Raw genomic sequence first — 22289 nt, forward strand, 5'->3', positions numbered from 1 at the left:
TTCGGCATGAATAGTCTTCGGTGAACTTGGCTGCGCCTGAAGTTGCGAACTTCTTGAAAGTGCAAGCTGAACATCACTCTTTCAGAGGGAGTACTCGCTGACGATGATTGCCCGCAGTGCATACGCCGCCGGTCTTTCGTTGCTGTTCGTTTTGCAATCGGCGTCTGCCGTTGCCGCACGGGACTGCCCAAGCCTGGTATCCAATCTGGAGCGCCTGGCCTGCTTCGACGAGGCCGCTGGCACGCCTGCACGGGTGGTCAGCCAGGCATGGTCGGCACCGGAGCAGGACGCTCCAAGCGTGTCACGGGTGATGGCGAACGAGGCCGACCGCTCCGTCGATGACCTGGCTTTTCGGCTCGGCAGCTCACGCGAGGATGCTGGCGCCGCGCAACCGTGGCTGGTGATATCTGCACCGGCGATTGCGTCAGCCGAGCCACGCAGCTATCTCGCGATCAGCTGTATCCAGAACATCTCCAGGCTGCAACTGATCACAGGGCAACCGCTCGATGGCAACCGCGTCAAGGTGCAACTGCGGGGTGAGCGTGGTGCTACCACGGCAACGGCTTGGCAAGTGATGGAAAACGGCCGTGTACTCGATGCCGGCCGCGGACTACCGGCGATCGAACAGATCAAGCAACTGATCGGTGCGCATCGGGTGCAGGTAACCAGCGATGAGCCGGGAGTCGATGGGTTGATCTTCGATGCCCAGGGGCTGGATCCACTGATCGACCAGGCGCGAAAGACATGTCGCTGGTAGCCGAGGTGTCGGCGCAGGACATCGAGCAGCTGCTTGCGCCCATTGACCCCGAAGTACCGGCGGGCCTGTTCGACGTGGAGGACGATAGCTACCAGGCGGTCGACCAGGAAATGGTCAAGCTGGGCGGCCTGCAGGAAGCGACAATCGATTGGCCTTACATCGAGGAGGCTTCCCGCGAGTATTTGAGCCAGCGCTGCAAGCACCTGCGCATCGTCGCGCACCTGAGTGCCGCATGGTTGCGCAGCGGTTGCTGGGCACGCTGGGGCTTCACGGCGGAGCTACTTGCCGGTGTGCTCGACCGTTATTGGGAGTGCGCACACCCAAAGCCCGGTCCGAAAGGCTTTCCTGGCAAGCGCAAATTGGTAGCGCTGGTGCTCAATCGTTTGCTGGAGGCGCTGCCGCGTCTGGACCGCTTGACCTTCGGTCCCACTCAGGCAGCGGCGGCACGCCAGGCAATGGAATGTCTGCAGCGCCAGATGGACAAGGTGCAACTGGAGCCAAGTCTGCTCGACGCGTTGCAGCAGCAGTTATGCAAGCAGCTGGCATGTGCCGGCGCAAACGCCGAAAGAGCCCCTGCCGCGGTTGCAACGCCTCGGCCAGCGCCCCCACCGCCGCTGACCGACACCTTCGTTACGCCCACGGCCAACCTGTCCCTGGGCAGCGAGCGTGAGACCCGACGGGCACTGTTGAACATGGCCGAGTTCATCAACCAGCAGGACCATTACGACCCCACGGGCTACCAGCTGCGCCGCGTTGGCTTGTGGGCGCCCATCAAGGCAGCACCGATGTCCAGGCAGGACCATCGCACCGAGCTGATGGCGGTGCCGACCGATATCGCTGGCAGCTACGAGGATGCCATCGCCAGCAACGCGACGGATCTTGCGCTGCTGTTGCGCATTGAAAAAAGCGTGGTGGCCTCGCCGTACTGGATCCGCGGCAGCTTCCTGGCGGCCTCGGTAGCAAGGCGCCTGGCGATGGGCGAGGTAGCCGAAGCCATTCGCGCCGCCACCGTCCGGTTTGTCCAGCGCCTTCCGGCCCTGCTGCGCTTGTGCTTCAGCGACGGCACGGCGTTCGTCGACGAGCCGTGCCTGGCATGGCTCAAAGGCGCGCAAGGGCAGGCGGACCCAGGCGCACCTGCCCTTGAGTTCCGGGCACTTCGTGAAGAGCTGGCCAGCCAGCTGGAAGCGGGAGGCATCGAGCCGGTGCTGCTGCGCCTGCAGGCATTGCAGGCGGATTTTTGCGCACCACGCGAGCGCTGCCACAGCACGCTGATCGCCGCCGATCTGCTGGCGGCGCGCGGAGTTTCTTGGTTGGCCCAGGACCTGTGCAGCAGTGTCGCCCGGACGATGCAGCAAACCACGGCGGACGCCTGGGAACCTCATGTGTTCCAGAGGCTTCAGCAGTACGGCGCTCACGCAGAGCTGACCGATCAGAACAAGGACTGGATATCTTCATGAGTCAATTCTGGAAACTATTCAAACGTTGGGGCGTCCCGCTGGTCATGCGAATCGGCCTTGCCATGCCGCTGCTGCTTGGATTGGGCGCATCGTTGATGCTGGTTGCCATCTGGTGGCTGGGACCGCAGTGGGTCTGGCGCGAGCAACACCCCTTGGCCAGTGTCGCGCACCGCAGCGTGGCCAGCCTGGTGCTGGTCCTGGTGCCGCTGTTGTGCTGGGTCGTTGTACTGCGCCACCGCTTTCGTGGCCTGCAAGCGGAACGCCGCCAGGACGCCGCAGCCCAGGCCGATCCATGCTTGCCATTTGTTCACGCCCAGCAACAGGCGCTGGACCGCCATTTGGCCATGTACTTGTGCAACGCCGGTGGACGGCGGGCGCTGTATCGCCGGCCCTGGTACCTGATACTGGGCGATAAATGCGCCGGCAAGAGCGATTTCATCAACGGTACCAACCAAAGGTTCTCTCTGACGCGCATCGGCAATGTCCAGGCGCGTGGCCAGCAGCTTGCGCGACCCGCCTTGCCGGTAGGGTGGTGGGTCAGCAATGAGGCAGTGATCATCGACCCGCCGGGCGATCTCATCGTCCACGACACCATTGATGCACAACAGCAGGACACCGGGCAGGGGCTGGCGGCGCAGGTACCACCAGGCACCCAGGCCAGGCTCTGGAGCGGCCTGTTAGCCTGGTTGCTGCGCAATCGCAGCCGCCGGGCGCTCAATGGCCTCTTGCTGGTCGTTGATCTACCGGCGTTGCTGCATGGGACGCCGCAGCAACGTACCGCGCTAGCCTATGCACTGCGCACCCGGTTGCATGAGGTGAGCAGCCAGTTGGGTGCGCGGTTGCCGCTCTATGTGGTTCTGAGCAAGTTCGACCTGCTGGACGGCTTCGACTCGTTCTACAACCGTCTTTCACCGACCCAGCGTGAGCAGTTGCTGGGCTTCACCTTCACGCTCGATGCGCTCAGCCATTTCGATGCCTGGCAGGATGAGTTCGTCGAGCAATACGATCGCCTGATCATGCAGCTGCAGGCGCAGGCCCTGCAGCAGCTACTGCTTGTGGACGGTCTGGCCCAGCGCACATCCCTCGTGTCACTGCTCGCGCAGCTGGGCGGGCTGCGGCCGATCCTGACCGGTTTCCTTCGCGAAGTGCTGGTCAGTGACCGCTTCACCACGCCGCCGCTGGTGCGTGGGGTGTTCTGGTGCTCCGTGCAGCAGCAGGGGGAGGTCAGTAACGCCTTTGTGCGCGAAGCTGCGCAACCCTACAATACCGTGCTGCCGCCACGCGCGAGCAAGCGTCAGGGAACGGCCCAGAGCTATTTCGCCCAGCAAGTCTTCCAGCAGGTCGTCTACAAGGAAGCGGGCCTGGCCGGCGACAACGTGCGGGTTGCGCGAAGCAAACGCCGGTTGTTATGGGTCGGTTCCGCTGTGAGCGTGCTGGCATTGGCCGTGGTAACCGGCACCTGGCACCGCTACTTCGAGCTGAACGGTAGCAAGTCGGCCGGGGTGCTGGCCAAGAGCCGGTCGTTCAGCCAGCAGGCCGTGGATCCGCGCATGGACCCGACTGGCCGTAATCTCCTTGAACCACTCGACGAGATCCGCGACGCGGTTGCAGTGTTCGGTGATTATCGTTCTGCATGGCCGCTGGTGGCGGATGTCGGTCTGTACCAGGGCCGGGTCATCGGCCCCCGGGTCGACGAAGCGTACCTGAGCCTGCTTTCGCGGCGCTTCCTGCCCGCCCTGGCCAGCGGCGTGGTCGATGCAATGGATCTCGCGCCAGCCGGCAGTGAGCAGCAGATGGCTGCGCTCAGGGTGTATCGCATGCTGGAAGACCGCCACAACCGTCGCCCGCAATGGGTCGAGGAGTGGATGGCGAGCCATTGGCAGCAGGCGTTTCCCGGGCAAGGCCAGGTACAGCGTGATCTCATGCGGCATCTGCAGTATGCCTTGGCCTATGCCGATGCCGACCTGCCGCAATTCCATGCCCGCGTCGAGAAAGTCCAACAGGCCTTGCGCAAGGTGCCGTTGCCGCAGCGGGTGTATGCCTCTCTCAAACAGAAGGCTCTGAATCAGCTGCCTTACGGCCTGGACCTGCGCCACCAGGTGGGCCCGGTATTCGACGTCGTCTATCAGCTTGACGACCGCACCAAAGAGGGCTTCTATCTGGCGCCCCTGTTGACGGCAAAAGGGTTCACCGAATATTTCGAGCCGCAGAGCCGGCACATCACCGATATGGCCTTGATCGACCAGTGGGCGCTGGGCGAGCGCAAGGCCCTGGACTACTCCGATGCCGACCGCGAAGCCCTGACCGAGCGTGTCCGAGCCCTGTACAGCGCGGACTATATCGCCAGCTGGCAACGCGCGTTGCAGGCCTTGGCCATCGCCGACTTCCGCGATCTGGACCATGCCGTGACAATCCTCGAGCAACTCACCGGGCCGGCGGCACCGCTGCAACGGCTGCTGGAAACTGTGCGTGACAACACCTTCACCCAGCCTTTGTCAGCATTACCCAACGTGGCCGATGTCGTGCCGGGCAGTCCGCAGCCATTGCATGTTACCGGCATCAGCCGGGCATTTTCGGGCCTGAACGCCATGCTCGAAGCGAAAGGTGAGAAGCCCAGTTATTACGACGAAACCCTAGGCGCGATCATGGCGGTCCACGACTATGCCAGGACGGTGCAAGGCAGCCCGGACCGAGGCGATGCGGCGCTGCGGGCGGTGCTTCAGCGTTTCTCGATGCAGGGCGCCGACCCGATCGGTGTGTTGCAGCGTGTCGCGACCGGCCTGCCCGAACCCGTCAGGCAGCAGGTAAGGGCGGTTGCCGAGCAGACCGCCCGAGTACTGAACATTGAGGCCGTGCGGGAGCTTGAGCGGCGCTGGGACAGCGAGGTTTACAGTTTCTTCCAGCAACGCCTGGCGGGCCGCTACCCCTTCGTGGTGAAAGCGCCCGATGCCTCGCTGGATGACTTCGAGGCCTTCTTCGGGCCGAGAGGGCGGTTGCAGCAGTTTCAGGATCAGTACCTCAAGGTCTTCCTGAAAGACAATCTCGAGGCGCTGCGCTCGGACCAGCAGGGTACTCCGCTGATTCGCGAGGATGTCATCGAGCAGCTGGGCGCCGCCGATCGCATACGTGAGACGTTCTTCGACCCACGCGGCAACCTCAGCGTGCAGTTCAGCATCGAGCCTCTGGGGCTCAGTGCCAACCAGCGCACCAGCCTGCTCGACCTCGATGGCCAGCTGATTTCCTACACCCACGGACCACGCCAGATCATCGGAGTGATCTGGCCCAATACCCTTGGGCCGCAGGTGCGCAACAACCTCACGCTGCTCAGGCAAGGCGGCAGTAGCAGCAGCCTCGAGTATCGCGGCCCCTGGTCCATGTTCCGCCTGCTCAGCCGAGGCGTACTCAATGGGCGCACCGAGAGCAGCGTCGACCTGAGCTTCCGAGCTGGCGATGGCGTGATGCGCTACCGGTTTAATGCTGAAAAAGCGTTCAATCCCATTACCCAGCAACCTTTCAAAGGTTTCAAACTACCGCGCGGTCTGCTGCGCAATCCTGGTTGAGCACCCGGGGTCAGTTGCTCACCATCAGCTCCGGCCGCGGATAACCATTAATCAAGAGCGTTTCGCTTGAGCCTGGCGATGCGAGAATCTCGATTATCGATCCATAGATTTCACTTGAAATCCTGCCTGGCAGAGAACAACATCCACTCCCTAATACGTGGTACGTACCATGTTACGAAAAATTCGAGGAGTACACATGGCTCGGGGCGGTATCAACAAGGCGGTAGTGCAGCAGGCGCGGCAAGTGCTGATCGCCCGGGGTGAGTACCCCAGCATCGACGCAGTACGTATCGAGCTGGGCAATACCGGGTCGAAGACCACCATTCACCGCTACCTTAAAGAGCTCGAAGGGCCAAAACCTGTGGCGTTGCAGGGGCAGGCAGCCCTCAGCGACTCGTTGACCAGGCTGGTTTCGCAACTGGCCGCGCAGGTGCAGGAGGAAGGCGACGCCCGTATCGAGCAGGCCGAAGCCGCGTTCAACGAGCAGCGTGAACAGCTCGTGGCGCAGTTGCAGCTGGCGCAGCAGGCACTGGCCGCAGCCCATCAGCAACAAAAGATCCAGGCCGCTGCGCTGGCTGCCGAGTCGGAGCGCCTGGTGACCGCGCAACATTCGCTTCAGGCTGAACAGTTGCGCAGCGCCAGCCTCAGTCAATCCGTGGGTGAATTGCAGTTGCGCCTGGCCGACAAGGAGGAGCAGGTGCGCTCGCTGGAGGACAAGCACCGCCATGCCCGTGAAGCGCTGGAGCATTACCGCAGCGCCAGTCGCGAACAACGCGAACAGGAACAACGCCGCCACGAAGCGCAGACCCAGCAATTGCAGCTGGAGTTGCGCCAGTTGCAACAAGGCATGAACGCCAAACAGGAGGAACTGACCCGCCTGCACCGCGACAACGAACGGATGCTCGGCGAACATCGCCAGTCGGCCAGTGCCTGCGAGGCCAAAGACGCCTTGCTCGAGCAGCGCGATGCGCAGATCCAGGGGTTGCGGACCATTCTTGCCCAGGCGCAGGGTGCCAGCGATGAAATGCGTCGGCAATTGCAGGAGCAAACGCAAAGCCTGGAAGACAACCGTGCGCGCTGCTCGGAGCAGGGCAGGCAGTTGCAGCAGATGCAGGACGAACTGCGCAAACGCGATGAGGCGCTTGATGCACTCAAGGCGCAGCTAGCCGGCAATTGAATCAAACTTCCTGCTGCGGCTGCGTTCTTCCGTAGACATTCCCCGGGAGCACGCAACATGAAAAAGCCAGAGCAGCATCAGCAGGGCCCGCATTCTTCAGGCCATGCGCAGAGAAAGCACGATCTGGGGTTTGACCCGGATTCTCCGGACCTGAGCGATCCGCAGGTGGACCCGCAAGGGCCGGCAAAGCCGCCACGGGACGTGGAAAAAAACCACCAGGACCGATGATTCGGCCCGCCCCATCGCCGCGCTGCGAGCGATGGGGCGGGTGAGCCTCAACCCTCCACTTGCTTGGCCGCTTCGACACCCGCCGCCGACAGCTTGATTGGATAGTTCACGCTGATCTGGTGGTCATCGTCGACCGCCACGGCGCCATCCTGGATCAGGCCGTGCTCCTGCAGGGTCTTGAGCATGCCGGCCACGGCCTTCTCACCGCGATAGTTGTCCAGCAACTCCTTGCCCAGCCCTTGCGGGTGGGCGTGCAGCAGGCGGGTGAGAATTTCGCTTCGCAATGCATCGTTAGTCATGTGTGGCCTCGTGTCGTCGGGCGGTCACTTGCCGTGAGTGGCCTGAAGGGCCTTGGCCTGCTCCAGATGGTGTTCAAGCTTTGGCAGGGTTTCGCTGGCGAAGGCTTTCAGCTCGGGCTTGTCGGAAGACGCCGCTTCCTTCTTGAACAGCTCCACGGCTTTTTCGTGGGCGTCGACCTGGTTGTTGACATAGGACTTGTCGAACGACTCGTCGCGCCATTCGAGGATCATCTTCTTCACTTTATCGGTCAGCGCCGCTTCGTCCGGCACGCTGATGTCCAGCTTGCGGGCGATGTCGCCGAGCTTCTGGTTAGTCGCGGTGTGGTCGGTGACCATCTGCTGGGCAAACTTCTTGATTTCAGCGTTCTGGCTTTTTTCCAGGGCCAGGTTCCCGGTGACCACCTCGGCAATGCCGGATTCGGTGGCGGCCTCGACAAAGTCGTCGGAAGTGGCGGCCAGTGCCTGCAGCGATGCCATGCCCAGTACCAGCGACAGCCCAGCGCGTTTGATGAACAGATTGCTCATGCCTGACTCCTCATAACCGTTGGCGCGACCTCAGTGTCGCGTACGGTTGAGCAGCGATGACGGGCAAAGGTTTCGTTTTTCTCGGCGCCGGTCGACCATCGAAAGGCACCTGGGCGCTGAACTATAGTCATAACGGGCATACGCTTGAGGACAAGGACTTCCATGAGGGCGGCCAAAAAGCAGGACGAGGACGGGCTGATCACCGCCAGCGGCGAGGGACGTGCCTTGGCGTTGTTCCGCCTGGTGCTGTCGTTCATGGCGGTGATGATGCTGGCATTCGTGGTGGTCGAGGGCTGGCGTACCTGGCGCGACTACCGTCACGCATTCAGCAATGCCGAGAACATGGTCACCAACCTCGCCAGGGCCACCAGCCAGCACGCCGAGGATGCTATTCGCCAGGTGGATGCGATCACCGCAGCACTGGCCGAGCGCATCGAAGGGGACGGTTTGGCCCACCTGGACCGCCCTCGGCTGCATGCACTACTGGCTCAGCAAATGGCGATCATGCCGCAGCTGCATGGCTTGTTCGTCTTTGCTCCGGACGGTAGCTGGGTGGTGACTGATCGCGCCGCGATACCGCCCAAGGCGAACAATGGCGACCGCGACTACTTCATCTATCACCGCCTGCATACCGACCGCAGCGTGCAGATCGGCTCGGTTGTGCGCAGCCGTACCACGGGCGACCTGGTCATCCCCATCTCGCGCCGGTTGGATTACCCCGACGGCAGCTTCGCCGGAGTATTGCTCGGTACCATCAAGGTGGACTGGTTCGTGCGCTATTACGGTGATTTCAAGATCGATGAACGAGGCGCGCTGGTACTGGCCAAGCGCGATGGCACCATCCTGGTTCGCCGACCGTTCGTGGAGCAGGTGGTGGGGCGCAGCCTGGCCAACAGTGAAGTGTTCCGCAATTATCTGCCCTATGCCAACGAAGGCCTGGCCGAGGCGGTGGCTGTGATTGACGGCACCCCGCGGCTCTATGCCTACCGGGCATTGTCGAGCTACCCGCTGGTGGTCGAGGCCGGCTTGTCACGGGAGTCGATCATCGCGCCCTGGCGGTACGATGTCATCAAGTCGGTTGCGGTACTGCTACTATTGCTGGTCGGCCTGGCGGCGTTCGGCTGGGTCGTGCTGCGCCAGCTGCGCGAGCGCATTGCCATCGAACGGGCGCTGCACCAGGCGCACCAGACCCTCAAATCACTGGCCCTGACCGACAGCCTGACCGGGCTCGGCAATCGCCGGCGGCTGGATGCGGTGTTCGAGGCCGAGCTCAAGCGGGCTCACCGCCAGGGTTACCCGGTAGCGCTGGTGATGCTCGATCTGGATTACTTCAAACTGTACAACGACCGCTATGGTCACCCCGCCGGCGATCAATGCCTGCGGCGCTTTGCCGAGTTGTTGCAGCAAGTGTTGAAGCGGCCGGCAGATTTGGCGGTGCGCTATGGCGGTGAGGAATTCACCCTGTTGCTGCCCGACACTGATGCAGCAGGCGCCGAGCTGGTCGTCGATGAGGTCATGCAGTTGCTGCGCCGCCACGCAATCCCCCACGCCGGCAGCCCCTTGGGGGTGGTATCGGCCAGTGCCGGGATCGCGGTTGGCCATCCGGCACAAGACGGGTGTACGCCGGAAAGCCTGATGGCGGCGGCCGATGCGGCCTTGTACCAGGCCAAGCGGCAGGGGCGCGATGGTTATACGGTGGCAGCGGCGTTGGCCGAGAGCGGCAGATGACCGCTCAGGCCAGCGCCAGACGCATCACACATCGCCCTGACAAGCCATGCGCGCGCTCGGTTGCGAGAATGCCCTGCAGCCTCGGTTCCAGGTGCTTTTCGTCGAGCACCTCGAACCCGTACCGCGCATAGAAAGGGCCATTCCAGGCGACTTGCGCAAACGTGGACAAGGTCAGCTCCCGGGCTCCCCGATGCCGCGCCACGGCACAGGCATGGTCGAGCAACTGCCTGCCAATACCTCGCCCTTGCGCCTGCAAGCGTACCGAAAGCTCATGTATGTGCAGCGCGTGGCCCTCCAGGCTCAGGCATACGAAACCCAGGGCGATGCCCTGATCATCCTCCGCCAACCAACTGCCCTGGTGGCCAATGAAGGCCTTGTGCGCTTCTTCGTCCAGCCCCTCGGCACGGGCCAGCCAGGCCAGCTCGGGCAGCTGCAAGAACGCTTGTGCGGCTGATTGTTCGATGGCGATCAACTGGCGGGTGTCTGAGAGCAGGGCAGGGCGTATGTGCATGAAAAGTTCTCTGAGGGCTGGCACTAGTCTGCGATGAGTTGACCATGGCTTGCAATGACAGTGTTATAACGTAACATTCACCCTTTCCCAGCGACCCGAGACTGCCGTGATGACCGAAGAGGAACGGCTGCGCCAGGCGCCCGCAGCCTACATGAACGAAGTCCAACAGCAATTTTTCCGCAACCTGCTGCTTGGCCAGCGCGCCGACCTGCAAGCGCGTATCGACGAGGAATTCCAAGCCTTGCGTGAGCAGGAAGTGCTCAGCGACCCGGCCGATATCGGCAGTGCCGAGGAGGAACGGCAATGGCGGCTGCGCTCGCTGGAGCGGGAAAAGAAGCTGCTGGATAAAATCGACCAGGCCCTGGAGCGGCTGGCGCGAGGTGAATATGGCTGGTGCGAGGAAACCGGTGAGCCGATCGGCCTGCGTCGCTTGCTGCTGCGCCCCACGGCAACGCTGTGCATCGAAGCCAAGGAGCGCCAGGAACAGAAGGAGCGTCACCTGCGCGAAGAGCGTTAGTCTGTCGCCAGTGCCTGTGGCTGCAATTGCCAGCGCACCGAGCTGACGCCCTTTTCCAGGCTCACCCGACCCACCAGCCGCTCCAGTTGTGCCGGGGCCTGCGGGTTGCCGAGCAGTTCGGCACGCACTTCAAGGCGGGCAGGGTTGGCCAAGTCTTCACTGTGCAGCGATTGCAGGCGCAACTGTGGATCGCCCAGGCTGTGCAGCATCAGGCTCCGCACCTGGATCTCGTCTTCGGCGCGGCAGACGATGCGCACCTCGAAACGTTGTTCGACCTCGTTGGCTGGCAGCACCTCCTGGCGGTCCAGCCGCTGGGCGATATCGCGCAGCAGGATGTTGGCACACAGCACCATCAGGCTGCCAAGCGTTGCTTCAAGCAACAGCCCGAGGCTGCACAACACACCGACCGCGGCGGTGCACCAGAGCGTGGCGGCGGTGTTCAGGCCACGCACGTTGAAGCCGTCACGCATGATGACGCCGCCACCGAGGAACCCGATGCCCGACACCACGTAGGCGGCCACCCGCGAGGCGTCGTTGGGGGCCATGCCCGGCACCGCCTGGGTCATCAGCACGAACAGGCAGGCACCGGTGCTGACCAGCGCGTTGGTACGCAGCCCGGTCAGGCGTTGGCGCAGTTGGCGTTCGGCACCGATCAGGGCGCCGAGCAGCAGGGCAATGCTGACGCGCAGCAGAAAGACTTTCCAATCCATAGCAAACCTCTTCCACGGGCACACGCCCGCACGGTTGAATAACCAGAAAATGCGCAGGACCACGAAAGGGAAGAGGGGAAAGCCGTCAAAGGCTGGAGATTTCCACCGCCTGGCCAATGGCGAGACAGTGGCAGGAAGCTGCCGGACTAGCTCGCCGTGTGGGCCTGTCGCAAGCGACTGGGGCTACTGTCCAAAGCAGGACTCCTGTTCAGGGATGCGAAATTGCGTCGCGGACCTTACGCCGCCGCCAGCACTGGGTCAAGGGTAAAAACATGACAAGAAATCCATTCGGAAATGCCCTACAGCCGGTCACGCCTGCGTGGAAATAAACCTGGGTAATCGGTACCCTAGCGCTATTTTCCGCCATACCCCGGACCGTTACATGCTGTTCAATCTCACCGTGCTGTTCGGCACCCTGGTGGCCATGGAAGGTGTCGGCACGCTGGCTCACAAGTACATCATGCATGGCTGGGGCTGGTGGCTGCACCGTTCGCACCACGAGCCGCAGCTGGGCATGCTGGAAACCAACGACCTGTACCTGGTGGCGCTGGGCCTGATCGCCACGGCGCTGATCGCCCTGGGCAAGGCCGGCCATGCGCCATTGCAGTGGGTGGGCGCTGGCGTGGCCGGGTATGGGGTGCTGTACGTGCTTGCCCATGATGGCTTCTTTCACCGCCACTGGCCGCGCAAGCCACGGCCAGTCAACCGCTACCTCAAGCGGCTGCACCGCGCCCATCAGTTGCACCATGCCGTCAAGGGGCGCACGGGCAGCGTGTCGTTCGGTTTTTTCTATGCGCCGCCATTGAAGGTGCTCAAGCGCCAGTTGCAGGCGCGGGTGCCACGCGACCGCGGCTGACCCACCAGCCAAACCCAGCTGCGGTAAAGAACATGATCAGGCTATAGAGCGCGGCTGGCACGGCCATGGTGGCGTTGTTCAGCAACGATGGGCTCAGTGCCAGGGCGATGGCCAGGGTGCCGTTGTGGATGCCGATTTCCATGCCGATGGCAATGGCCTGGCGCTTGGGGATGCTCAGCAGCCGTGGTACCCAGTAGCCGAGCGTCAGGCTGATCAGGTTGAACAGCAGGGCCGCCAGGCCCACCACCGGGGCGTAGGCGACGACGGTCTGCCAATCCTTGGCCAACGCCAGCACGATGGTGAATGCCAGGAACAGCGCGGCCACCAGTTTCATCGGTTTTTCCATGCCTGCAGCAAAGCGCGGTGCCCAATGGCGGATCAGCATGCCCAGGGCCACCGGCAGCAGGACAATGGCAAACACCTGCATGACCTTGGCAAATTGCAACGGGATCGCTTGGTCCGATGCCATGAACCACCCCAGCGACAGGTTCACCAGCAGTGGCATGGTCAGGATCGCGATCAGTGAATTGACCGCTGTCAGGGTGATGTTCAGCGCTACGTCGCCGTGGGCCAGGTGGCTGAACAGGTTGGCAGTGGTGCCACCCGGGGAGGCTGCCAGCAGCATCAGGCCGACCGCCAGCGCCGGCTCCAGGGCAAAGCCATTGGCGATCAGGAAGCACACCAGCGGCAACAGCAGGATCTGGCAACACAGGCCAACCACCACCGGTTTCGGGTATTTCACCACGCGGGCGAAATCGGCCAGCGTCAGCGACAAGCCCAGACCGAGCATGATGATGCCCAGCGCCAGAGGGAGGAATGCAGTCAGCAAGGGAGAGGCGGTCATCGGCGGGCACTCGGGCAAAGGATGCAGGCAGTCTAGGCCGGCCTTGCGGGCTGGCTAATCGCAATGCGCCAGTACTTGGTAACCGTTTGTTACCGGATTGCCGGTGCAGCTTGCCGCACAGCGCCTGCATGCCGCGTTGCGATAGGCGCTCCGGCGCAGTAGCATTCCGCTTTTTTGCCGAGGATTAGCCTGTCATGCCGTTCCAGCAAGGTCTGCTTGCCACCCCTGTGCCGGCCCACGCCCGCCACCTGTTCTTTGCCCTGCAGTCGCCCGAGGCGTTGCCGGCCGTGCTGGATGCATTGCTGCCACAGGTGGATGGCCAGAACCTGATCCTCGGTATTGGTGCGCCATTGGTGAAAGGCTTGGGGCGTGACGTACCTGGCCTGCGCGCCTTCCCGCAGCTGGATGCCGCGGTGGAAAACCCCAGCACCCAACACGCCTTGTGGCTGTGGCTGCGGGGCAACGAGCGGGGTGATCTGCTGCTCCAGGCCCAGGCGCTGGAACAGGCGCTGGCCCCGGCACTGCGCCTGGCGGACAGCGTCGACGGCTTTTTGCACCGCGGTGGCCACGACCTGACCGGCTACCAGGACGGCACCGAGAACCCGGTGGACCTGGATGCCGTGGACGCCGCCATTCTGGCCGGCGAGCAGCCGGGGCTGGCCGGCTCCAGCTTCGCCGCCTTCCAGCTGTGGAAGCATGACCTGGACTATTTCAAGTCACTGCCCCAGGCCGACCAGGACAACATCATCGGCCGCCGCCTGAGCGACAACGAAGAACTCGACGATGCGCCGGAGTCGGCCCACGTCAAGCGCACCGCCCAGGAAAGCTTCGCGCCAGAAGCCTTCATGGTGCGCCGCTCGGTCGCCTGGGCCGACAGCCGCGGCGCAGGCCTGGCGTTCGTCGCCCTGGGTCGTAGCTTCGATGCCTTCGAAGTGCAACTGCGGCGCATGAGCGGCCTGGAAGACGGCATCATCGACGGCCTGTACCGCTTCAGCCGGCCGCTGACCGGCGGCTACTACTGGTGCCCACCCATGGCTGCGGCGGGTCTGGACCTGAGCGCGCTGCTGCAGGCCTGATTACAAAACATCCAGATACAGAATCAACTGCCGGCGCAGGATAGAGCGGCTAGCCTTGGAAGTTTCCGACTTATGACGGGAGCTTTGCCATGTACAAGCGTCGCGATGTCTTACGCGCCAGTGCGGCTTTGGCGCTGGTTGCCGCTAGCCCGTGGCTGCAGGCCGCCGGCGCTGGCGGATTGCTGACGCGCAAGGTCCCGACCACAGGCGAGGCCTTGCCGGTGATTGGTGCCGGTACCTCTGGCAGCTTTGAAGTCGAGGCCGGCTCTGCCGCGTACCAGCAGCTCAAGGTGGTACTCAAGGCGTTCTTCGACGGTGGCGGCAAGGTCATCGACACCTCGCCCAATTATGGCGGCGCCGACCGCGTGCTCGGCCAGTTGCTGGAGGAGGGGGGCTGGCACCCGCAGTGCTTCATCGCCACCAAGATCGCCGCCGATAGCCAGGCCGAAGCCCAGGCGCAATGGGCCGGCACGCTCAAGAGCCTGCGTACCGACACGGTCGATCTGTTGCAGATTCACAACCTGCGCGACTGGCAGACGCAACTGCCCTACGCACGTGAGCTCAAGCAGCAGGGCAAGACCCGTTACGTCGGTATCACTCATTACCTGAACAGTGGCCACGAAGACGTGGCGCGCATCGTCCGCAGCGAGCCGCTGGACTTCATCCAGATCAATTATTCGGTGAATGCCCCGCACGCCGCACGCGAACTGTTGCCGCTGTGTCAGGACAAGGGCGTCGCCGTGCTGGTCAACCGGGCCTTCGACGACGGCCGGCTGTTTGCCAGGGTCAAGGACCAGGCCTTGCCGGCATGGGCGGCCGAGGCCGGAATCGGCAGCTGGGCGCAGCTGTTTCTCAAGTTCGCCATCAGCCATCCGGCCGTGACGACGGTCATCCCCGCGACCGGGCGCCCTGACCGCCAGCTCGACCAGCTCAAGGCCGGGCATGAGCCCTTGCTCAGCCAGGCGCAACAGCAAGCGCTGATCAAGCAGTTCGGCTGAGACCATGGGCAACTGGTGCAAGCGCCTGGACGAGGGGCTGAGTATCCAGCCTGGCGAAGGCCCGGCAGTCATCGCTGGGCTGTTGTTGTTCTACCTGCTGTTCACCGGCTATTTCATGCTGCGCCCGGTGCGCGAGACCATGGGGGTGGCGGGTGGCGTCGACAACCTGCAATGGCTGTTCACCGGTACGTTTGTTGCCACCCTGGCCTGCCTGCCATTGTTTGGCTGGCTGGCCTCGAAGGTACGTCGCCGGCGTATTCTGCCCTGGACCTATGGTTTCTTCGCCAGCAACCTGTCGTTGTTCGCTGTGCTGTTTGCAGTAAAGCCAGAGGACTTGTGGAATGCCCGGGCGTTCTACATCTGGCTGTCCGTGTTCAACCTGCTGAGCATTTCGCTGGCCTGGAGCGTGCTCACCGACCTGTTTTCCACCGAGCAAGGCAAGCGGTTGTTCGGCCTGCTGGCCGCTGGTGCCAGCCTGGGAGGCCTGAGCGGGCCGATCCTGGGCACCCTGCTGGTGGCGCCGCTGGGGCACGCCGGGTTAGTGCTTGTGGCTGCGATGTTGCTGTTGGGCAGCGTGTTCGCCTGCCTCGTGTTGCAACGCTGGCGCGATCGCAACCCGTTGGCCGTGGCGAATGAACAGCCCTCATCGCGCCCGTTGGGCGGCAATCCCTTTGCTGGCGCGACGGCCGTGTTGCGTTCGCCTTATTTGCTGGCAATCGCCTTGTTCGTGACGCTGCTCGCCAGCGTCAGCACGTTCTTGTACTTCGAACAGGCGCGCATCGTCAGCGAAACCTTCACCGATCGTACCCGCCAGACCCAGGTGTTCGGCCTGATCGACACCGTGGTGCAAGCGCTGGCGGTCCTCACTCAGGTGTTTCTCACCAGCCGCCTGGCCAGGCGCATGGGGGTAGGGGTGTTGCTGGTGGCGGTGCCACTGGTGATGGCTGCCGGCTTTATGTGGCTGGCCCTGGCGCCAGTCTTTGCCGTGTTCGTGCTGGTCATGGTGGTGCGCCGGGCAGGTGAATATGCGCTGGTGCGGCCGGGCCGCGAGATGTTGTTCACGGTGTTGCCGGCCGAAGACAAATACAAGGCGAAGAATTTTCTCGATACCGTGGTCTATCGCGCTGGCGATGCCCTGAGTGGCTGGCTCAAACGTGGCCTGGACCTGCTGGCTGATCACCCGCAACTGGCGATGCTGATCGGCACTGCGCTGGCGCTGGGCTGGGCGTTCACCGGCGCCTGGCTGGGAAGGCGACAGCGCCAGGCAGAATCGGCTGGCGCGCCAAATAATCCATCGCCGCTTATTTAACGCCACCGGTCCGAACCCTTCGCAATAAAACGAATCCCCCGTTATGGCCGAACTCCCACCTTATGTACGGCGCAGCGCCGTGCACCTTCGAAGCCACAAGAGGTGAGAGACCATGGCCAGCAAAGAGAACAGCCGCAGCGGCAGCCAGGGTGGCAACAAGAACCCAGGCAACTTCGCCAACGACCGCGAAAAAGCATCCGAAGCAGGGCGCAAAGGCGGCCAGAGCTCTGGCGGCGGGCGCAGCAGCAGTAGCGAGTCGAGCCGCAAGGGCGGCCGTTCGTAACGGAGGGAACGCGGTGCCAGGGCAACCTGGCACCGCGATTGACCGCAATGGGAGGCCCTATGTACCTGAAGCCCCTGATCGTCTTGCTTGGCAGCCTGACGCTGCTCGGCGGCTGTTTCGACCGCGACAACAACCATCCTGGCAAGGACAACGACTCGAGCAAGGCGTCGGTGCAGATGCAGCAGCATGACGAAAAACCCGCGCCGCAACCTGCACCGGATCCAGAGCCCATGCCGCGAGATGACAAAAGCCAATGATTGCATAAGGAGCATGGCATGACGGTAATGACCCGCAACCTTGCCGCCGCCGCCGCAGCCCCGACGACGGACTGCCTGCTTAAGCGTTACCAGACCATGCTGGAAGGGTTTGATGCGTGCGCCGCCCCTTGGCTCGAAAAGCAGCTCGCACGCGCCGAGCAGTTGCAAGACGACCTGCCGGATTCGCCGGCCCAGTTGGCTCAGTGGAGTGCGCAGCATGCCGCCCAGGTGGCCAGCGATTACGCGGCCTATCTTGCCGAACGGCAGCGTGGTGCACCGCGGCGCTATTTCAGCAATCGTTCACAGGCGATGTGGTTCCTGCAGCAGGTGGCGCCGACCAAGGCCGTGGACGGCGCCTGGCTGCAGGGCACCTTGCAGCACTGGGCAGACCCGCGCTACCACGGCTTGATCCGCACCTATCTGGAAGAGCTGGGCAACGGCGATCCGCGCTGCAATCACGTGCTGATCTATCAGCGTCTGTTGAGCCGCCTCGGTTCGCATCCGCTGTTGCTGCCTGATGACCGCTATCTGCAAGGTGCGTTGCAGCTTGCCTTGGGTCAACACAGTGAGCGCTTCCTGCCCGAGGTGATCGGCTACAACCTCGGTTACGAACAGCCGCCGCTGCACCTGCTGATCACTACCTATGAACTGGCGGAACTGGGCATCGATGGCCATTATTTCCAGCTGCATGTGACCATCGACAACGCTGCCAGCGGTCATGCGCAGAAGTCGCTGGAAGCCGTGCAGCAACTGTGCCCCGCTGGTGAAGAAGCAGACTTCTATGCGCGTGTGCGTCGAGGCTATCGCCTCAATGACCTGGGCATCGACACCCCCAGCCTGATTGCCAGTTTCGACCTGCACGCGCAGCTGATGGCTGCGCTGGAGCAAAAAAGCCTGTACGGGCGCTTCATGCATGCCGACCGCTGCCGCTTGCAAAAGCGCACGATCAACCAGTGGCTGGCCGAGCCGGGCGCGATGCCTGCCTTTGTTGACGCCATGTGCGAGCAAGGATGGATCAGGCGCGGCGAAGACCCCAGCCAAAGCCGTTGGTGGAAGGTGATCGAAGGGCCGGCGGCCCCGATGTACGGCGTGTTCACGGTTTACGAAAAGCAGCTCTGGCATGACTGGATAGCGGCTGACTGGCAAGCCCCGCTGCGCCGTGTGCAACCCGGCAGTTGGGAGCCGCACTTGGACATGGACGCAGCACCAGGCCCGTTACCCGCCAATCAGGATATCCCTGCCCTGATCGAACGCATGCTAGGCAATCGCCATGCATCCCCGGACGGGCTGCTGGCCACCCGGGCCTATCTGCAAGCCACCGGTCTCGCTCAGGAGGAGCCCCGTTGATGATGCTGGAACCTCAACAAGCTCGCGCCGACGAGGCGCTGCTGCAACTGGGCAAACGCTTGCGGGCCGACGGTTACCGCTTTACCTGCGTGACGCCTGCCACCCATGGCCGCAATAACGCCCGCGCAGGTGCCGAGCGCGCGACGACCTTGCGTGACGTGTTTGGCTGGAGCCGCCCCTTTGCGCCGTCCCTGCTGTCAGCTGATGAATTGCGGCAGCTGCAGCAAGCGCAGCTACTCACCGAGGCAGAGGGGTTGCTGCGCAGCAAGGTCCGCTTCGCCAGCCTCGACGAATTGTTGCTGGTGCATTCCGCGTACCCGACCGAGGCCAGTGATGCGGTGTTCTTTGGCCCCGACAGCTACCGTTTCGCCCAGGTCATCCATGACCACCTGCAGCGCCGCCATACGCGCGTACAGCACGCCGTGGACATCGGCTGCGGCAGCGGTGTAGGCGCATTGCTCATTGCCCGGGCGGCGCAGCATGCCCAGGTCAGCGCGGTCGACATCAACCCCCTCGCCCTGCGCTACACCGCGATCAACGCGGCCTTGGCCGGGGTAAGCAATCTGTCGGTGGAACCGAGTGACGTGCTCGAGGGTATTACCGGCACCTTCGACCTGATCGTGGCAAACCCTCCCTACATGCTCGATGCCGGGCAACGGACTTATCGCCACGGTGGTGGCTCGCTGGGCGCAGAGCTGTCGCTGCGCATCGTCGAGCAGGCGTGTGAACGCCTCAGCGCCCACGGCTCGTTGTTGCTGTACACCGGGGTGGCCATCATCGACGGTCGGGATGCACTGCTGGAGGCCGTGCGCTTGCGTCTGGCCGGCCCGCAATGGTCGTGGAGCTATCGGGAAATCGACCCCGACGTGTTCGGCGAACAATTGGACGAAGCGGGGTATGAGCGGGTCGAGCGTATCGCCGCAGTCGCCCTGACCGTCACTCGCAATGGGTAACGCCATGACGCCGCCTTGTACGTTCGGCATCGAAGAAGAATACCTGTTGGTGGACCTTTCCAGTGGCCGGGTGCCGGTGACGCCGCCATTGACCGTCACCCGGCGTTGCCGTGAGGTGTTGGGCAGGCACTTCACCGAAGAGATGTTTCGCAGCCAGGTGGAGCTGGTTTCGCCGGTGCTCGCCTCAACAGGGGAAGCCCGCGAGTTCCTTACCCTGAGCCGTCAACGTCTGCAGCAAGCCTTGGCCGCAGAGGGTATTGGCCTGTATGGCGCTGCCAGTCATCCCAATGCGCCGTGGCTGAAGCACAAGCCCAGGTCCTCGGCGCATTACCGGCAGGTATTCGACGATTACCGCCACGTCGCACGCAGGTCGCTGGTCAATGGCCTGCATGTCCACGTAGGCGTGCCCGGGGGCTGCGACCGGATGCAATTGATCAACCGCGTGGTGGGCTGGTTGCCGCTGTTCCTGGCATTGAGCGCATCGTCACCGCTGTGGCAGGGGCAGGAAACCGGCTACATGAGTTATCGGCGGGTGATTTGCGGCGAGTGGCCGCACATGGGCCTGCCCGAGCCGCTGGCGGACTGGGCGGCCTACGAGCGCTATCGGGCGTTGTTGCAACGCACGGGGTCGATGGTTGTCGACGGTGACTTCTGGTGGGCGATCCGGCCCTCGCGACGCTTTCCCACCGTGGAGCTGCGTATTTGCGACGCCTGCCCCAACGTTGAAGATGCGTTGTGCATCGCCGCGTTGTTCCGCCACCTTGTTGAACATGCCCTGGCGTATCGTCAGCCCTGTGGCCCGCTGGTGCGGGAACTTCGTTGGGTTGCTCAGGAAAACTACTGGCGAGCCCTGCGTCACGGCAGGCATGCCGAATTCATTGGTATCGACGCGCAACAGCCGGTCACGGCCGAGGGCTGGCTGGCTCAGCTCGAAAGCCAGTTTCCGGTCGACACCGTGGACGCCGAACGGGGTTTCATGCACGCCCGGCAGATCCTGCGCGATGGCAACAGTGCCGACAGGCAGCTGGCCTGCCTGCGCCAAGCCCGTGACAACGGCTTGAACCCTGCCCAGGCGCAGCGCCAGGTGGTCGACCTGGTGCTGCAGCAAGGGTCATGCACAGCGGCCAGCAGCGCTGCCTGAGATCATCGGCTTGCAATCCGTCGGGTTTGGCTGACAATGGCTGCGCATTTCGCCAGCCACCCGGACCCACTCCATGACCACGCCCCTCATGCTGCATGACATCCCATTGGACGACATCCTGTTTGTCTTCGCCCTGGAAGACGAGGCGGGCAGCGCTTTCGCCGGGTGTAACGTGCTGTTCACCGGTATCGGCAAGGTTAACGCAGCGATCGCGCTGACCCAGGCACTGCAGCGCCACCGCCCGCGCCTGATCGTCAACCTTGGGTCGGCGGGCAGCCAACGTTACGGCAAGGGCCAGGTGGTCTGTTGCAACCGCTTCGTACAGCGCGACATGGACGCGACACCCCTCGGCTTCGCCCGCTATGAAACGCCGCTTTCGCAGCTGCCAATCGTGCTCGAGCATGGTCTGGTACAGCCTGGTGTGCCATTGGGCGTGTGCGGCAGCGGTGACAGCTTTGAAACCGGCCATGGCGAAGCGCCCTATGACGTGGTCGACATGGAGGCCTATGTGCTGGCCCGGATCGCCCGGGATGAGGGCATTGAGCTGCTCTGCCTGAAATACATATCCGATGACGCGGGCAGCGATGCTGCCGGCGATTGGGCGGTGCAGGTCCATCTGGCGGCCGAAGCCTTGAAACGCGTGCTGTTCAGCCAGTCGCACTGAAGCGCAACTGGAATAAACCTTCCGCGCCTCCCGTAGTCAGTTGATGAAAGGGCCCGGCATTCTGGGCAGGGAGGTGACGGATGAGCTTTATCTGCTTGCTGCGTGGTTGCCATTGGCGCGCCATGCCAGAGATCGAAAGTTCCGGGTTGCAGTGCCATTGCTGCGAGCGCTGCGGCACGCTGCGCTACTGCCAGCCCGGCCGACCGTAGGAGGCGCTCATGGCCAGGGCTATCTGGAAAGGCGCAATCAGCTTCGGCTTGGTGCATATCCCCGTTTCGCTCAACACCGCCGTGCGCACCGAGCGAGTCGATTTCGACTGGCTCGACAAGCGCAGCATGGAGCCGGTGGGCTATAAGCGGGTGAACAAGGTGACCGGCAAGGACATCGACAAGGACAACATCGTCAAGGGTGTGGAATACGAAAAAGGCCGTTATGTGGTCATCAGCGAAGACGAGATTCGCAAGGCGCGCCCCGAAGCCACCCAGACCATCGACATCTTCTCGTTCGTCGAAGCCAGCGAGATTCCGCTCCAGCACTTCGATACCCCTTACTACCTCAGCCCGGACAAACGCGGCGGCAAGGTGTACGCGCTGTTGCGCGAGACGCTGGAAAGTACCGGCAAGGTCGCCTTGGCCACGGTCGTGCTGCACACGCGTCAGCACCTGGCACTGCTGCGCCCGCTTGACGAAGCGCTGGTGATGATCACCCTGCGCTGGCCCGAGGAAGTGCGTGGGCTGGAAACGCTGGAGCTGGACAAGAGCGTGACCGACAGCAAGCTGGACAAGCGTGAACTGGACATGGCCAAGCGGCTGGTGGAGGACATGAGCGGGCCCTGGACGCCGGACGACTATCACGACGCCTTTCGCCAGACCATCATGGACCTGGTTGAAGAGAAGGCCAGCAAGGGCAAGATCGCCGTGGTCGAGAAGGGCGAGGGTGGGGCCGCCGAGAAGGGCGCCGACATCATCGACCTCACCGAGCTGCTCAAACGCAGCCTGGGCGGCAAGGCAACGAAGAAGGCAACCGCCGAGAAGAAACCCGCCAAGCGCCCGCGCAAGGCTTCCTGAATGCTGTCCCGGCCTGTTGACGGGC

The 22289-nt window shown here is 63.3% G+C and carries 23 protein-coding genes and 1 pseudogene; 19 read left to right on the plus strand and 5 right to left on the minus strand.

Translation table 11 applies throughout. The features are described from left to right. The first annotated feature begins 103 nt into the window (after nucleotides 1-103). The 5 genes from vasI (at nucleotide 104) to HU738_RS11370 (ending at nucleotide 7179) form a co-directional block, all read left to right on the plus strand. Entirely contained in the window at nucleotides 104-757 is a 654-nt protein-coding gene (gene vasI, locus HU738_RS11350; RefSeq protein WP_186602343.1) for a type VI secretion system-associated protein VasI, read from the plus strand. After that, the gene (tssA, locus tag HU738_RS11355; RefSeq protein ID WP_186602345.1) at nucleotides 745-2214 is read left to right on the plus strand and encodes a type VI secretion system protein TssA; all 1470 of its coding nucleotides are present in this window, start codon (nucleotides 745-747) and stop codon (nucleotides 2212-2214) included. Before vasI ends, tssA begins: the two co-directional genes overlap by 13 nt. Then, complete coding sequence (tssM, locus tag HU738_RS11360) at nucleotides 2211-5774, plus strand: type VI secretion system membrane subunit TssM (RefSeq protein ID WP_186602346.1); 3564 nt, start codon at nucleotides 2211-2213, stop codon at nucleotides 5772-5774. The genes tssA and tssM overlap by 4 nt, the downstream gene beginning before the upstream one ends. Before the next feature lie 196 nt (nucleotides 5775-5970). Continuing rightward, entirely contained in the window at nucleotides 5971-6951 is a 981-nt protein-coding gene (locus HU738_RS11365; RefSeq protein WP_186602347.1) for a DNA-binding protein, read from the plus strand. A 57-nt stretch (nucleotides 6952-7008) separates the two neighbouring features. Next, on the plus strand, nucleotides 7009-7179 hold the full coding sequence (locus HU738_RS11370; RefSeq protein WP_186602348.1) for a DUF6021 family protein: 171 nt from the start codon (nucleotides 7009-7011) through the stop codon (nucleotides 7177-7179). Nucleotides 7180-7226: 47 nt separating this feature from the next. On the opposite strand, the gene HU738_RS11375 is transcribed toward HU738_RS11370, so the two are convergent. Next, on the minus strand, nucleotides 7227-7478 hold the full coding sequence (locus tag HU738_RS11375) for a hypothetical protein (protein ID WP_176506275.1): 252 nt from the start codon (nucleotides 7476-7478) through the stop codon (nucleotides 7227-7229). 24 nt (nucleotides 7479-7502) lie between these two features. Next, nucleotides 7503-8003: a DUF4142 domain-containing protein gene (locus HU738_RS11380; RefSeq protein WP_186602350.1), complete on the minus strand. Its 501-nt coding sequence runs from the start codon at nucleotides 8001-8003 to the stop codon at nucleotides 7503-7505. 162 nt (nucleotides 8004-8165) lie between these two features. Here HU738_RS11380 and HU738_RS11385 point away from each other — a divergent pair, with 162 nt between their 5' ends. After that, complete coding sequence (locus tag HU738_RS11385) at nucleotides 8166-9731, plus strand: sensor domain-containing diguanylate cyclase (RefSeq protein WP_186602352.1); 1566 nt, start codon at nucleotides 8166-8168, stop codon at nucleotides 9729-9731. Between the two features lie 4 nt (nucleotides 9732-9735). Here the strand turns inward: HU738_RS11385 and HU738_RS11390 are convergent, their stop codons facing one another. After that, nucleotides 9736-10242: a GNAT family N-acetyltransferase gene (locus HU738_RS11390; protein WP_186602354.1), complete on the minus strand. Its 507-nt coding sequence runs from the start codon at nucleotides 10240-10242 to the stop codon at nucleotides 9736-9738. A 109-nt stretch (nucleotides 10243-10351) separates the two neighbouring features. Here HU738_RS11390 and dksA point away from each other — a divergent pair, with 109 nt between their 5' ends. Beyond that, complete coding sequence (dksA, locus tag HU738_RS11395) at nucleotides 10352-10759, plus strand: RNA polymerase-binding protein DksA (protein ID WP_186602356.1); 408 nt, start codon at nucleotides 10352-10354, stop codon at nucleotides 10757-10759. Here dksA and HU738_RS11400 read toward each other — a convergent pair. Further along, the gene (locus HU738_RS11400; RefSeq protein ID WP_176506270.1) at nucleotides 10756-11469 is read right to left on the minus strand and encodes an MgtC/SapB family protein; all 714 of its coding nucleotides are present in this window, start codon (nucleotides 11467-11469) and stop codon (nucleotides 10756-10758) included. The two genes, dksA and HU738_RS11400, sit on opposite strands and share 4 nt — an antisense overlap. A gap of 382 nt (nucleotides 11470-11851) precedes the next feature. Between HU738_RS11400 and HU738_RS11405 the strand changes: the two genes are divergently transcribed. Next, nucleotides 11852-12325 carry a sterol desaturase family protein gene (locus HU738_RS11405; RefSeq protein WP_186602358.1) on the plus strand — a complete coding sequence of 158 codons (474 nt, stop codon included), beginning with the start codon at nucleotides 11852-11854 and terminating at the stop codon, nucleotides 12323-12325. On the opposite strand, the gene HU738_RS11410 is transcribed toward HU738_RS11405, so the two are convergent. After that, on the minus strand, nucleotides 12282-13169 hold the full coding sequence (locus HU738_RS11410) for a bile acid:sodium symporter family protein (RefSeq protein ID WP_176506268.1): 888 nt from the start codon (nucleotides 13167-13169) through the stop codon (nucleotides 12282-12284). The genes HU738_RS11405 and HU738_RS11410 overlap by 44 nt on opposite strands. 194 nt (nucleotides 13170-13363) lie before the next feature. Between HU738_RS11410 and HU738_RS11415 the strand changes: the two genes are divergently transcribed. The 11 genes and pseudogenes from HU738_RS11415 to ku all read left to right on the plus strand — a co-directional run bounded on the left by HU738_RS11415 (nucleotide 13364) and on the right by ku (nucleotide 22264). Continuing rightward, nucleotides 13364-14245, plus strand: coding sequence for a Dyp-type peroxidase (locus HU738_RS11415; protein ID WP_186602360.1), 882 nt, complete (start codon nucleotides 13364-13366; stop codon nucleotides 14243-14245). 89 nt (nucleotides 14246-14334) lie between these two features. Further along, complete coding sequence (locus HU738_RS11420) at nucleotides 14335-15243, plus strand: aldo/keto reductase (RefSeq protein WP_186602362.1); 909 nt, start codon at nucleotides 14335-14337, stop codon at nucleotides 15241-15243. A gap of 4 nt (nucleotides 15244-15247) precedes the next feature. Then, the gene (locus HU738_RS11425; RefSeq protein ID WP_186602364.1) at nucleotides 15248-16552 is read left to right on the plus strand and encodes an NTP/NDP exchange transporter; all 1305 of its coding nucleotides are present in this window, start codon (nucleotides 15248-15250) and stop codon (nucleotides 16550-16552) included. 157 nt (nucleotides 16553-16709) lie between these two features. Next, nucleotides 16710-16835, plus strand: a pseudogene (locus tag HU738_RS11430) (KGG domain-containing protein); the annotation flags it as partial. Between the two features lie 59 nt (nucleotides 16836-16894). Continuing rightward, on the plus strand, nucleotides 16895-17092 hold the full coding sequence (locus tag HU738_RS11435; protein ID WP_176506263.1) for a hypothetical protein: 198 nt from the start codon (nucleotides 16895-16897) through the stop codon (nucleotides 17090-17092). Between the two features lie 18 nt (nucleotides 17093-17110). After that, complete coding sequence (locus tag HU738_RS11440; protein ID WP_186602367.1) at nucleotides 17111-18439, plus strand: iron-containing redox enzyme family protein; 1329 nt, start codon at nucleotides 17111-17113, stop codon at nucleotides 18437-18439. Continuing rightward, the gene (locus HU738_RS11445) at nucleotides 18439-19392 is read left to right on the plus strand and encodes a methyltransferase (RefSeq protein ID WP_186602368.1); all 954 of its coding nucleotides are present in this window, start codon (nucleotides 18439-18441) and stop codon (nucleotides 19390-19392) included. The genes HU738_RS11440 and HU738_RS11445 overlap by 1 nt, the downstream gene beginning before the upstream one ends. A gap of 4 nt (nucleotides 19393-19396) precedes the next feature. Then, nucleotides 19397-20533, plus strand: a complete 1137-nt coding sequence (locus tag HU738_RS11450; RefSeq protein ID WP_186602370.1) for a carboxylate-amine ligase — start codon at nucleotides 19397-19399, stop codon at nucleotides 20531-20533. Between the two features lie 73 nt (nucleotides 20534-20606). Then, nucleotides 20607-21197, plus strand: coding sequence for a phosphorylase family protein (locus HU738_RS11455; protein WP_186602371.1), 591 nt, complete (start codon nucleotides 20607-20609; stop codon nucleotides 21195-21197). A gap of 80 nt (nucleotides 21198-21277) precedes the next feature. After that, nucleotides 21278-21406 carry a PSPA7_2676 family Cys-rich small protein gene (locus tag HU738_RS26155; protein WP_302468940.1) on the plus strand — a complete coding sequence of 43 codons (129 nt, stop codon included), beginning with the start codon at nucleotides 21278-21280 and terminating at the stop codon, nucleotides 21404-21406. A 9-nt stretch (nucleotides 21407-21415) separates the two neighbouring features. Then, complete coding sequence (ku, locus tag HU738_RS11460) at nucleotides 21416-22264, plus strand: non-homologous end joining protein Ku (protein WP_186602372.1); 849 nt, start codon at nucleotides 21416-21418, stop codon at nucleotides 22262-22264. Nucleotides 22265-22289: the final 25 nt, after the last annotated feature.

It is taken from the genome of Pseudomonas vlassakiae (genome assembly GCF_014269035.2).
Lineage (GTDB): Bacteria > Pseudomonadota > Gammaproteobacteria > Pseudomonadales > Pseudomonadaceae > Aquipseudomonas > Aquipseudomonas vlassakiae.